General features: G+C 44.5%; 16 protein-coding genes. 5 read left to right on the top strand and 11 right to left on the bottom strand.

Annotated elements, in window-relative coordinates; translation table 11 throughout:
- Positions 1-293: 293 nt before the first annotated feature.
- From QUB24_RS27620 to QUB24_RS27595, 6 genes are all read right to left on the bottom strand, one after another.
- Entirely contained in the window at positions 294-2432 is a 2139-nt protein-coding gene (locus QUB24_RS27620; RefSeq protein ID WP_333156790.1) for a glycosyltransferase, read from the bottom strand.
- A gap of 244 nt (positions 2433-2676) precedes the next feature.
- On the bottom strand, positions 2677-3234 hold the full coding sequence (locus QUB24_RS27615; RefSeq protein ID WP_333156789.1) for a hypothetical protein: 558 nt from the start codon (positions 3232-3234) through the stop codon (positions 2677-2679).
- A gap of 240 nt (positions 3235-3474) precedes the next feature.
- Entirely contained in the window at positions 3475-4548 is a 1074-nt protein-coding gene (locus QUB24_RS27610; RefSeq protein ID WP_333156788.1) for a glucose-1-phosphate thymidylyltransferase, read from the bottom strand.
- Between the two features lie 450 nt (positions 4549-4998).
- Positions 4999-5709 carry a M15 family metallopeptidase gene (locus QUB24_RS27605; RefSeq protein ID WP_333156787.1) on the bottom strand — a complete coding sequence of 237 codons (711 nt, stop codon included), beginning with the start codon at positions 5707-5709 and terminating at the stop codon, positions 4999-5001.
- A 25-nt stretch (positions 5710-5734) separates the two neighbouring features.
- Complete coding sequence (locus tag QUB24_RS27600) at positions 5735-5932, bottom strand: DUF5615 family PIN-like protein (RefSeq protein WP_333156796.1); 198 nt, start codon at positions 5930-5932, stop codon at positions 5735-5737.
- A gap of 155 nt (positions 5933-6087) precedes the next feature.
- A complete protein-coding gene (locus QUB24_RS27595; RefSeq protein ID WP_333156786.1) occupies positions 6088-6324 on the bottom strand; it encodes a DUF433 domain-containing protein in 237 nt (78 codons plus the stop codon).
- A 194-nt stretch (positions 6325-6518) separates the two neighbouring features.
- Here QUB24_RS27595 and QUB24_RS27590 point away from each other — a divergent pair, with 194 nt between their 5' ends.
- Positions 6519-6923, top strand: a complete 405-nt coding sequence (locus QUB24_RS27590) for a DUF1308 domain-containing protein (protein WP_333156785.1) — start codon at positions 6519-6521, stop codon at positions 6921-6923.
- A gap of 2 nt (positions 6924-6925) precedes the next feature.
- Positions 6926-7222, top strand: coding sequence for a DUF3349 domain-containing protein (locus QUB24_RS27585; RefSeq protein WP_333156784.1), 297 nt, complete (start codon positions 6926-6928; stop codon positions 7220-7222).
- 99 nt (positions 7223-7321) lie between these two features.
- Here the strand turns inward: QUB24_RS27585 and QUB24_RS27580 are convergent, their stop codons facing one another.
- The 5 genes from QUB24_RS27580 to QUB24_RS27560 form a co-directional block, all read right to left on the bottom strand.
- Complete coding sequence (locus tag QUB24_RS27580; protein WP_333156783.1) at positions 7322-7984, bottom strand: class I SAM-dependent methyltransferase; 663 nt, start codon at positions 7982-7984, stop codon at positions 7322-7324.
- 314 nt (positions 7985-8298) lie between these two features.
- Entirely contained in the window at positions 8299-8463 is a 165-nt protein-coding gene (locus QUB24_RS27575; protein WP_333156782.1) for a hypothetical protein, read from the bottom strand.
- A gap of 75 nt (positions 8464-8538) precedes the next feature.
- The gene (locus QUB24_RS27570) at positions 8539-9069 is read right to left on the bottom strand and encodes a DUF6714 family protein (protein WP_333156781.1); all 531 of its coding nucleotides are present in this window, start codon (positions 9067-9069) and stop codon (positions 8539-8541) included.
- Positions 9070-9163: 94 nt separating this feature from the next.
- Positions 9164-9556 (bottom strand): hypothetical protein, encoded by a 393-nt coding sequence (locus QUB24_RS27565; protein WP_333156780.1) that lies wholly within the window; start codon positions 9554-9556, stop codon positions 9164-9166.
- A gap of 25 nt (positions 9557-9581) precedes the next feature.
- A complete protein-coding gene (locus QUB24_RS27560) occupies positions 9582-9866 on the bottom strand; it encodes a DUF433 domain-containing protein (RefSeq protein WP_333156779.1) in 285 nt (94 codons plus the stop codon).
- Between the two features lie 244 nt (positions 9867-10110).
- Between QUB24_RS27560 and rpmH the strand changes: the two genes are divergently transcribed.
- The 3 genes from rpmH to QUB24_RS27545 are packed head-to-tail and all read left to right on the top strand — an operon-like array spanning position 10111 to position 11059.
- Positions 10111-10248 (top strand): 50S ribosomal protein L34, encoded by a 138-nt coding sequence (rpmH, locus tag QUB24_RS27555; RefSeq protein ID WP_015174196.1) that lies wholly within the window; start codon positions 10111-10113, stop codon positions 10246-10248.
- 42 nt (positions 10249-10290) lie between these two features.
- The gene (rnpA, locus tag QUB24_RS27550) at positions 10291-10695 is read left to right on the top strand and encodes a ribonuclease P protein component (RefSeq protein ID WP_190656771.1); all 405 of its coding nucleotides are present in this window, start codon (positions 10291-10293) and stop codon (positions 10693-10695) included.
- Complete coding sequence (locus QUB24_RS27545) at positions 10667-11059, top strand: PH domain-containing protein (RefSeq protein WP_333039175.1); 393 nt, start codon at positions 10667-10669, stop codon at positions 11057-11059. Before rnpA ends, QUB24_RS27545 begins: the two co-directional genes overlap by 29 nt.
- Positions 11060-11228: the final 169 nt, after the last annotated feature.

Raw genomic sequence — 11228 nt, 5'->3', positions numbered from 1 at the left:
ATCCCAATTGTAGGGGCGGGTTTTACCAACAATAATTGCCTCAAACCCATAATCTCCTAAACCCGCCCCCACCCAACCAAAATTTATCCCAATTGTAGGGGCGGGTTTTACCAACAATAATTGCCTCAAACCCATAATCTCCTAAACCCGCCCCCACCCAACGAACAATCAAAATTTAGATTTTATGGTTGCACAGAAGTCGGATTTGATGTAATTTATTGGCGGTGTACGGGCGGGTTTATATAAATTGTTTGTAATCATTTAATATGGTTGGTAAAACCCCCCTACGCAATTTATCGATCGCGCTCCATATCGAGCATTTGAGCTATATCGGCAGGATTTGGCAGCCGAATTGTAGCATACTCTTGGTGAATAATATCAAAAAAACTATTGACTTTTTTCTCAAAATGTGCAAGTCTAAAGTTCTGACTGCGTTGCTGTGCACCAGCTTGAAGTTCTGCTAGCAAATCAGGATTAACAATTAGTTGATGTGAATGCTGGCACAGTTCCTCAACGGTATTGAACACAAAGCCCGATCGCCCATGTTCCACAATTTCCGGTTGGCCGCCACCGTTGAAAACAATTGGAGCACAACTGTTGTGCATTGCTTCCACAGTCGCCATCCCGAAATGCTCAAATCTTTGAGGATTGACTTCACCCAAACCGCAGCCGTGCCAAAATATGCTTGCTCTACCATAAAGCGATTTTACCTCATCGAAGTCAACATTGACTTTTAGCTCGATCGCCCTTGGATCTTGCTTCAATAAATTCTGAACAGTCTTTAAATAAGGATTTTTCGGAATGCTGCTGCCAACTAAAATTAGTCGCCATCCTTGAAAATCTTCGGGATAATCCGCTAGCAAACTGCGGAAAGCTTTAATTAGTTCAATTTGCTTTTTTGTTCCCCCAGCTTCAAACTGTCCCACCGCCAAAATTATGTTTTCTTTCGGCACTTTAACTGTTGCCATTTCTACGGGCGGATAAAGCAGAAAAGTTGGCTGTAGGTTCCAGCGTTTTTCCAACCACTTGACGGTAAATTGACTGTTGGCAATAATGAAAGTGTAATCATCGACAGCAAAGTGACGGTTGCGGAAGGTATTGGGAAAGTGACAGAAAAATACTGAAATTGGGGACAGTGGTTTAACTTTTTCCAGTTGGTTCGCGTTGATGAAAATATCGTAGTTTTTGCTTTCTCTGGCAATTTCATCAAAGGGATTTTCCATATCTTCCACGATGATGCTGGAATCGATGCACTGCATTCCGCGTTTATCGTAAAACGCCAAGGGCATAATTTTAATTTTGCATCCTGAAAGGTTGAGTCCGTACCAGGATTCTAAATCGGAAACAGCAACTGGTTTGTTGGCGATAAAAGTAATGTCAAATTCATTTTGCAGCAGCGAGGCGAGGGTAGCGACGTATTTTTGTCCGCCGCCGATAAAATGCAGTCCGTGATCGTAAATGGCGATCGACATTTTGCGATCGCCCCGAACCACCTGTAAGCGAGATAAAATGCGATCTATCTTCATCCGACTGTAAATCACCGCCAACTTTTCCGACAACTGCGGCAATACAGTTTCGATGATTTCTGGTTTCTGATAATCAAGCAGCTTTTTAATCGCTACAAACAAACTCTCGAACAGCAAATCATACTGCTTGTTCGTAAAAAAATCGGAAGTGTGAATTCCTTTAACTAATTGCAAGGGTTCATGTTTTGCCAAATACAAAAACCGATTGCGGTTGCAGAAATACTCGGTAAGTTTGCTTCCTTTACTCGAACCCCGATACTCGTGATGGGCGATTGCGGCGGGAGTATAAAGCATTTTCCAACCGCGTTTGTGGCAGCGTTTGGCAAACTCTACATCCTCAAAATACATCACAAAATCTTCATCTATCGGCCCGACATCTTCCAGACATTCTCTCCGAAAAAGCACCGCCGCCCAACAAAGCCCCTCGACTTCCCGTTCTGTATCGTACTGTCCCGCATCTTTTTCGCCAAAGCCGACATCTTGCCAATAAAAATTAGGTAATTGCTGAATACCGGCGCTGTTAATTCGCCCGTCTTTAAACAGCAATTTGCCGCTAGTCGCACCTACTTCTTTATTAGTTTCTAGCCGTTTTACCAGAATCTCTAACCAGCGACTGTCAAGGGTAGCATCGTTATTTAGAAAGCCGATATATTGCCCTTTTGCTTCGCTGATGCCGAGGTTTAGGGCTTTAGCAAAGTTGTTGGCGGAGTTGACAAAAATCCGAACTTTGGGAAATAGTTCGCGCAGGGAATTAACGGAATCGTCTTGAGAACAATTATCAATTACAATGAAATCTAGTTGCGATTCGGGATACGCAAGTTTTTGTAGAGATTTTAAGCAATCTTTCGTGTGGCGCAGACCGTTATAGTTGACTATAATTAAGGAGCATATGGGCAGTGTGGTCATTCGATTTTAGATTTTAGATTTTAGATTGAGGATTGAGGAATTGAAGGATTGAAGAATTTTCGATTTTCGATTTGGGATTGAATACTTGAAAATTTGAAGGATTGAGGAATTTTCGATTTGGGATTTAGGATTTTAGATTGAGGAATTGAATAATTTTCGATTTTTGATTGAAGCATTGAAGCATTGCTCTCGCGAATAAATCTGGGGCCTTGTGACCAAATTATTTTGGGTCATCTTTGATGCTTTATTTTTGTCGATCGAGCAATTGAGCGGTAATCTTCTCTAAAATAGCAGTATGTTGCTGCTGCACTGCTTTAATTTGCTCTATTTCAGACTGAAAAGTTGCGATCGCTCTTTGTTGAGTCTCAAGCTGTGCTGTAACTTCGGGATATTCGCTGCTGAATTCCGATTCAATTTTTTCAAATAGAGTTTGTTGATTTTCTTGCAATTTTTGCAACTGTGTGCTTAATGTATGCACGACCCGGGTATTAGCAAAATTGTAAATTACTTGTCGTTCGAGTACCGGTCTGAGCAATTTGCGGACTATTTTCCTAACGACGATGACTGCGGAACCGAGTCGCCTTTGGTAAGAGGTAATGGGGATGTTATAAATGTCGAAACCAGCCTTTAAAAGGGCGATATCTTCGTCATCTTCATTTTGGGCGTGAAGCGAAGCTATCCCGAAGGGAATCGCACTATTTTCTGTTCCCAACAGCGACAACTCAGCAATACCAATTCGCGGCTCCAAAGTTTGCCGCAATTTATGTATTATCTGTTGAGTTGGTATTTCTTCGTACTCCAAACTTTCCTCTCCTTGAGATAACTTACTCTGACTTATTATGGAACAGGCATCTTTGCTGTTTCAATCATTGTAACTAATTGTGAACAGGCATCTTTCCTGTTTCCCTGATTGTAATTAATTGTGGAACAGGCCGGAAAGCCTGTTCAAGGGCGGGCAGGATGCCCAACCCCTACACCCCACAAGAACATTTATCTCTTGTTAAATCAAGATTATTGCTTCCGATATTGGCAATATCTCAATTTAAGTTAACTCAATTTGACTGTCATCACCAATCATAAACCGCAGAGCTTTTGGACGAGCCGGTGCATTGGTGAGTTGAGCTCGCTGCCCGATCACGCTGTCAACAATTCGCTGGTGAATGCCAACTATTTTCGCCCCTTGCAATATTACACTGTGTTCGATATCAGCATCAATCATCGTCACGCGATCGGCAATACTGCTGTAAGGCCCGATAAAGCAATTTTCAATCCGGCAATTTTCCCCAATTACCACCGGCCCGCGAACTGTAGAATTAATGATTTCCGTTCCTTCGCCTATTTGCACTCGCCCGATAATTTGACTTTTCGCATCTACTGTTAATTCAGTTGAAGCTACGATACGGCTATCTAAAATGATTTGGTTTGCACTCAGCAAATCGTCCTTTTTCCCCGTATCCAGCCACCAACCCTCTAAATTGCAGGCTTCTACGTGTTTTTCCTGATTGATGAGCTGTTGAATGGCATCGGTAATTTCGAGTTCGCCCCGGGCAGAGGGTTGAATTTGATCGATCGCCTCGTGGATAGTAGGAGCAAAAAAGTAAATTCCCACCAGTGCTAAATTTGACGGCGGAACCTTGGGCTTTTCTACTAACTGCAAAACTCTGCCTTTCTCATCAACTTTTGCCACACCGAAAGCAGAGGGATTGGGAACTGGACGCAGCAAAATCAGAGCGTCTAGTTTCTGCTTGTTAAAAATCTCTAAAAACGGATCTAACTGATTTTCAATTAAGTTATCTCCCAAATACATAATAAACGGAGAATCGCCCAAAAACGGTCTGGCAACTTTTACCGCGTGAGCGAGCCCTGCCGGCTCTGCTTGCAAGATATAAGTAATTTTCGCACCGAAGCGAGATCCATCTCCTGTTTTCGTCTTCACCTCTTCCCCGGTTTCGGGACTAATAATAATCCCAATATCCGTAATCCCAGCCGCCACAATTCCTTCTATTCCGTACCACAGGATCGGCTTATTTGCTACAGGAACCAACTGCTTAGCACCCGTATAGGTGAGGGGACGCAAGCGTGTTCCTTTACCGCCAGAGAGGATGAGTGCTTTCATTGGGTGAACTCTGAGTTATCCTTTAGGGTTTGCGGTGCTGGCAACTATTGCCTGCACTTGTTCGCTCTCGTTGATTTTAAACTACCGCTACCCCGCTGGCAATAGTTGCCGTGTCTTCTGATACAAATAATTTATTTTGCTCATACTTTTATAGGGCGGGACGCAGAGAGTGTCAATCGATTTTAGATTTGAGATTTTAGATTTTAGATTAAAGAATTGAAGCCTTGACCCCACGGATAAATTCGGGGGCTCCTTTATCGGATACAGGTTTTTTATTTCTGGGTCCTGAGTCTGCTTTCGGAATGAATCCCGTGGCGGGTATCCTGGATGCTTTCGGTCAGAAAGGGGGTTTCTTGCTGCTGGAAGCAGTTAAAAGCTAAGGTTTTTTGTCAACAAACCCCCTTTCTCAAGGTTGCGAGTGCGCCAGTCCCGATTTAATTGCGTACCCTTTTAATAGCGGCCATATCGGGCAATCAACTGACTACCACTATTGTTTTGATTTGTCAACCAAGCCCACATCTGATCGCCCAGACAAAAATGCCACCATTCGTTAGGATGTTGCTGAAAACCCGCAGCTATCATCGCATCTTTTAAGATTTGCCTGCGACGGTGATATTCCTGTTTTTGCGGCTCCTTGCTATTACAAAAATAATCGGGATAAGAACGTTCTGATATTTCATCAATCGGAGAGCCCATATCAATTTGCCGATTATTTTCCTCCACTAAAGTTATATCTAAAGCTGCACCTGTACTGTGAGGGGGAGGCGTCGCGCGATCGAGGCTGGGTAGTGCCCAAAATTGATATACGTGTTCTATAATCACTTGGCGTTTGTCTTCGGGAACCGGAAATTCGCAGCCTTGAGCTATGGCAATTTGATTAAAAGTATAATCTACCATAAATTGCTGCACTTCCACCGGCCGATAAGCGTCAAATATCAGAATTTTCCAATTTTGATGATTTTGCTGTAGCTGGGTTTGAGCGGCGATTAAACTATCTACAACTCCTTGCCGCAAGTAGAAAGGGGAATCTGCTTTGCTGTTGTGATAGGGTGCACCCAACTTTTGATAGGGGTGCGGCATTTCAAAGGCAAAATGTTCTGCTGGAATGGGGACTAAAGGTTCGCCGCATTCGTCGATCGCTATTTGCTGGTATGGTTTCATATCAAGGTGTTACCCTACTTTATGATTACTGATGAACTACAATTGTATCGCGATTCATTTCTATCAAGGAATGTTCCTGAAAGAGTTCAGCCAACTGCGGCAAGTTATTCATAAATAAGTCTATAAGTTGGTTATTATTTATGTTGCCAGTCGTCAATATCAACAGCTTGTAAGGTTGCTGCTTGATCATAAATGAATCTAGAAAATCTCTATCTTTGGTGATAACAATTCTGCTTTATTGGATGGAAAGCAAGTTAATTTCTGAATATCGAGTTGCATTTTGTCGAGGTAAATCTTTAGTATGAATAGTATCGCAACCAGAAGATTGCAGCACGCGCGCAAGACGTAGTGGTAATTGTGCATCTACCAAAAACTTCATTACACTAATACTCGGTATATGCTTTTCACTTGAGTCAGCCGCGCGGCAAATAGCAAAGCAGCTAGAATATCCTCATGTTCTAAATCGTCATAGTCATCTACAATTCCTTTAGCATTCATACCAGAACTGAGTAATTCAAGAATTAACTCTACTGGATATCGGAGACCGCGAATACAGCGTTTTCCGTGACAGATATTTGGATCGAGTGTGATGCGCTGCAAAAGTTCGTTTTCCATATTTTCGGAAGAAAGATTAAATATATCCTAACCTAAAGAGCATAGCTTTCGATCGGTTTGTAGTTAGGACTTTAGTGTTTTCAATCTCCACCTCAAGTCCTAAATTCCTTACTTAGTGCAAAAAAAATATAACTTCAGTATTTCCTGGTATGGTTTCACAGTACAATTGTCATGGGTTTGTATTTTGGGTTTAAATGCTTAATCTAGATACTAGCACGGGAATTGCATTTATCTCGGAAAATTCGCCAGTCCGTGTTCAGTTACGACAATACGTACAAGGACAGCAAATGGTGATGACTCAGACGGCTTTTAATGAGTTTACTAATATTGTTCAAAGCATAGCAGGTGCATTGGAGCAAGGGAGAGCAAGTCGATTCCTCCAGAGAGTGGCTGTCATTCCTGACAATCCCTCGAAGAGAGCATTAAACTTGCAGACAACTAGAAACTTAGGCGCAAATGATATAATAATTTTGGGAACAGGCGACCAGTTGGGCATTACAACCATGACAGCAGATGCTAAAGCTGTGAGGGCCCTAAGCGGTCAAGGTGTCAATTTCAGCGTGTACGTCCACCCTCCATGTCGTTTAACGGGAAACTAACGATGAAAATAAAAGTTTCTATTGCATCTTATTTGTCGAGTACCTACAAGCTGATTCAGCGTGCTTTTCCTGACGGAATTAAAGAGGAAGATTATTTTCCGCTTTTGGCACTGCTTTACGATGAAATATCCGATCGCAATTTAGCAGAAGTCATGGCAAACTGTACCGGGAAAGATTATTCTCTTGTTCTGAATGATGTATACGCCGTCGGCTCAAATGATGCACCGGATGCTACAGCTATTGCTAAGTTGAAAAAGCATTTGCTTGCTTGCGGTTATGCAGAATGGTTAGAAGAGTAACAGTTTGTCTAATTATTCGATTCGTGACAATTTTGTAGTAAGGACTTTAGTCCTTTCAATCTTCACCTAAAGTCCTAAAGTCCTTACTGCCAAAAAATCCTAACTTTGGCGGTAAGCAACTACAGCATAAAACGGATCGCCGCTTGGTATTCGCAGCATTTGCATAAAACTCGGCAAGTTAGGCTTGCGAACTATTACTTCGGGCTTGCTAAATCCGGGTATGTTCGCTCCTTTAACAGAATCAAAGTAACCCTTGACTAATTCTACCCGATCGCCCTCGGAACCTTCCCGCCAAGCCGCGATCGCCTTTTGATAAAACATCCGGTTGGAAAAGCTCATAATTGCTACTCCACCAGGCTTCAAAATCCGGTGAATCTCGGCAAAAATCGCATCCGGGTGCTGCAAATACTGTACCGAAACGCAGTTGACAACCGCGTCAAACTCTGAATCCGGCAGTGGCAATTTGGGATTTGCGTTCAAATTCTGCACGAAATAATGATTCAGTCGGCGATTTTTTGCCAACTCTTCTTCATTCATGCCGTGTCCTTCAATATGGGCAAAATCCATCTCGTCGGGCAAGTGAGAAACCCAACTGCTCATCATATCAAAAATCCGAGTATTCGGTTTCAGCCGTTCCCGATATAAATCGGTTAGTTGCTGAATAAATCCATCGTCTACGTGCGTTACAAACCGGGGATTGGAATAGAACAAATTGTCGTCGGTGTCGTCTAACTTGGTGCGTTTATCGGCTGGAAGCAACATAAATTCAGATCGCAAACTATATTTACTCTTTCTAGTTTAAGAACAATTAAGAATTGTAAACACACTTCGCAGGGCGGACATCCGGCACTCGGCTGGTGCTAAGAGTGCGATCGATCGTGGCAGTAAGTCACTCGCAAAAGTAAAATGCTGACGCAGCGGGCGATCGGGAACTAAGCCCTCAAGAGCGGGAAAGACAACGCACAGAGCAAGAGCGACGGGCGAAGGAGCAAGAGCGACGGGCGAAGGAGCAAGCCCAGCAACGTGTAGAACGATTAGAGGAAATGCTGCGATCGCAAGGTATCGATCCCGATCGATTACTGTGAAAAGTCCAATTTGCCAGACATGGGGTCAGAAATCCGGTTTCCAGTCTGAAATTGCAGCAATAACTCATCTTTGGCGACGATCGCAATCTTGCGGTACTTCAGGGCGATACAATCGATTTCGCCGTGGGCTTCGGAAGGAACCGGACGTATTACCATGACACTACCGGACTCGCGCTGACGATCGCGCAGACTGCGCCATATTCTGCGTGGCTCTGATTTTTTAGCGTTTGGTTAGGCCGGTCTCTCCACCGTCGGTTCTGAATTCCAGTAACCCCCAATAGCCTGGTCAAGTTCCAGACTCTCCAACTCGTACTCGTACTCATCGCGGAGATAAAACTCATCGCGGAGATAAACTAGCACATCCTTGACACATTGCCGTTGAGGACTGTCGAGGATCGAGAGCCGCTCCAGGTTGTACTCGCATAAGTTCGTGAGGGTAAACATCAGACCGCCCAACACATCGGCCGCATCCTCATGATCGAAGTCTGTCACGGCTAGGGACAGGTACGCCGGCAGATGGAAGCGGAGGCCAGTCGCATCGTAGAAGCTCAGCGGGGAGCCAGTGACCTGGACCAACGCAGGATCGCCAACCAGCTTGCGCCAGTCATGCTTCTCGTCCAGTAATCTCGCCTCCTGTCGCGCTTCGGGACCTTCGTAGAGGTCGATGAGCACTGTCTCGTGGAGGCTGACTCCGTCACCGAGTTCGACGCCACGGAACGCGCGAGCGATGGTGTCGAGCAATTGTTGTTGCCGTTCGGACATTCAGAATCTCCTTTTGTTAATCAAGTTCGGCCCACCAACGGGGGTCTGATTTTTTTTGTCTGTGATTAACTACTCTACTAACACCCCAACAGGTTTAACCCTTGCAACTTGATTCAGTGTATCCGATCGCACTAACAATATCGCTATCCAAGTAACTCAGCCAGTTTTCCTGTTGGGATTTAACATTTTGCACGAAGGATTTCAACATACAAGCGATCGACCTTACTGAGTCTTGATTTAAAAAATCGGCTTTGTTTTCCTCTGGCGGTGCTCCACTGGGTTGTTGAGAATCATTGATGCTGTATTGGTTGAACCCAGTCAACTCAATAAAAGTTTTTGCTGGTGCTGGTATCCTTTGAAATGCCGATCGCGAAAGTTCTTGAGGAACCACTGAATCCTTTGCCCCAGACAGCATCAGAATAGGAGGCAGCGGACTAATATAGTTAGTGTTGGATGGAGCGTTTGACCCGTAGGTAACTATTGCCATTAGCTTACTCAATAGTTCCGGCGAATTAGCACTTCACGTGGTTGCGATCTTCCCAATACTGCCGAGTTTCTTCGGCTGATTTCAAAACTTCTTGATCCTGGGCTTCTACGTCTGTCTGATGCGCTTCTATATACGAAAGAGCCGCGCGGAACTGCTCATCCGTAAGGTTAAATACGTCACGAATGAATTTAGGGGGATACTGGGCTTTGAGATGATCTATTACATCATAAAGGGTTATGCGTGTCCCCGCGAACGTAAGCCCCCTTTCTGTGCGGACGATAGTCACTTTTCCATTAGGTTGTGGAGCCATATCCCTAACCATCCAAAAACTACATCCATATTACCTTTTTCTGGGAATTACCCACAGGCTAAGAAACCCGGTTTCTTCGATAATCTTAATTGGGATACGAAATATCTCGAAAGAAAGCTGGTTTCTGGGAATTACCCACAAACTAATATCATTTAAAATTATTTGTAAACTAAACAACTCTATGGTATACTAGAAGATTGTGAATATTAATCAAAAGTAAAGTAACAAGCCGGGAGAAATCAAAATGACACAGCAAACCCTGCACGGAACCAGCCGCAAAAGAAAAAGAACATCCGGTTTTCGCGCCAGAATGCGTACCGTAACCGGTAGATTGGTAATCAAAGCCCGCCGCAGCAAAGGTCGCCACCGCCTCGCAGTCTAGCACTGCATCAAGGTTGAGAGGCCTCCACGATCGCCCTACGCCATGTTGCCCGATACAAACCGACTTAAGCACCGAAAAGACTTCAGCGCCGTATACCGCAAGGGAATGCGCCGTAACTCGGCCCATTTCAGCTTAAGAGCTCTGCGTAAACCAAAAAGCGCAGAATTTGCGAAACCGACAGCCGAAAAATCCTTGCAGCCAACTCGCACAGGCATTTCCATCAGCCTGAAAGTCAGCAAACGCGCTGTAGTCCGCAACCGGATTAAGCGTCAGATTCGGGCAGCTTTGCGACAGCTATTGCCCCGATTAAAATTCGGGTGGGATTTAGTAATTGTCGTGCGTCCGATCGCACAAGAGTGCAATTATGCAGAAATTCTGCAAGAATTAGAGCAGTTGTTGGTAGAAGCCGAGGTACTAGATGGGAATTCGAGAGGAAGTATATTATGAAGGCGGCCCCGCGCCCGGTGACTTGATCCTCAATTTACTCCTGGGGCTGACTGTGGTGGGAATCCCCCTAGCAGTAGGAGCAATTGTCCGGGCTCTGTGGCTGCGGTATCGGATCACGAGCCGCCGAGTGTCGGTAACTAGCGGTTGGATGGGGGGCGATCAGACAGACGTTATCTACTCAGATATAGTCAAAATCGTCACAGTACCTCGCGGTTTCGGGACTTACGGAGACATGGTGCTCACCATGAAAAATGGCAGCCGCTTGGAACTCAGAGCTATGCCGAAATTTCGAGCAATGTATGACTACATTAACGAAAAACTTCCCATAGCCGCTCAAAAAGCAAACGCGGCCCAAGCTAAATAACCGAACCGCTTTCACCCTGATTAGAGGCCCAATTCAGTGCGAGTATTGGCAAACTCATTAAAACAAACCCGCAGACCGGGCGGTCGATCGACGGGCAATGTCCTAAGATAGAGACAAAACCCTGAAAATTGAGGCGGCTCGCGTTAAGCGGGTAAAAATAGTTCTCAAC

The organism is Microcoleus sp. B9-D4 (assembly GCF_036705105.1).
Taxonomy (GTDB): Bacteria; Cyanobacteriota; Cyanobacteriia; order Cyanobacteriales; family Microcoleaceae; genus Microcoleus.
Note: the sequence above shows the minus strand (reverse complement) of the source record. Positions and strands in the feature narration are given on the sequence as shown.

What these genes read in the sequence shown, in the direction of transcription:
- QUB24_RS27570 (WP_333156781.1), bottom strand. Translation starts at nt 9,069, where the DNA reads ATGTCCGAACGGCAACAACAATTGCTCGACACCATCGCTCGCGCGTTC.
- QUB24_RS27545 (WP_333039175.1), top strand. Translation starts at nt 10,667, where the DNA reads ATGGGAATTCGAGAGGAAGTATATTATGAAGGCGGCCCCGCGCCCGGT.
- QUB24_RS27580 (WP_333156783.1), bottom strand. Translation starts at nt 7,984, where the DNA reads ATGTTGCTTCCAGCCGATAAACGCACCAAGTTAGACGACACCGACGAC.
- QUB24_RS27590 (WP_333156785.1), top strand. Translation starts at nt 6,519, where the DNA reads ATGCTTAATCTAGATACTAGCACGGGAATTGCATTTATCTCGGAAAAT.
- QUB24_RS27620 (WP_333156790.1), bottom strand. Translation starts at nt 2,432, where the DNA reads ATGACCACACTGCCCATATGCTCCTTAATTATAGTCAACTATAACGGT.
- QUB24_RS27605 (WP_333156787.1), bottom strand. Translation starts at nt 5,709, where the DNA reads ATGAAACCATACCAGCAAATAGCGATCGACGAATGCGGCGAACCTTTA.
- QUB24_RS27610 (WP_333156788.1), bottom strand. Translation starts at nt 4,548, where the DNA reads ATGAAAGCACTCATCCTCTCTGGCGGTAAAGGAACACGCTTGCGTCCC.
- QUB24_RS27560 (WP_333156779.1), bottom strand. Translation starts at nt 9,866, where the DNA reads ATGGCTCCACAACCTAATGGAAAAGTGACTATCGTCCGCACAGAAAGG.
- QUB24_RS27575 (WP_333156782.1), bottom strand. Translation starts at nt 8,463, where the DNA reads ATGGTAATACGTCCGGTTCCTTCCGAAGCCCACGGCGAAATCGATTGT.
- QUB24_RS27585 (WP_333156784.1), top strand. Translation starts at nt 6,926, where the DNA reads ATGAAAATAAAAGTTTCTATTGCATCTTATTTGTCGAGTACCTACAAG.
- QUB24_RS27595 (WP_333156786.1), bottom strand. Translation starts at nt 6,324, where the DNA reads ATGGAAAACGAACTTTTGCAGCGCATCACACTCGATCCAAATATCTGT.
- rnpA (WP_190656771.1), top strand. Translation starts at nt 10,291, where the DNA reads ATGTTGCCCGATACAAACCGACTTAAGCACCGAAAAGACTTCAGCGCC.
- QUB24_RS27565 (WP_333156780.1), bottom strand. Translation starts at nt 9,556, where the DNA reads ATGGCAATAGTTACCTACGGGTCAAACGCTCCATCCAACACTAACTAT.
- rpmH (WP_015174196.1), top strand. Translation starts at nt 10,111, where the DNA reads ATGACACAGCAAACCCTGCACGGAACCAGCCGCAAAAGAAAAAGAACA.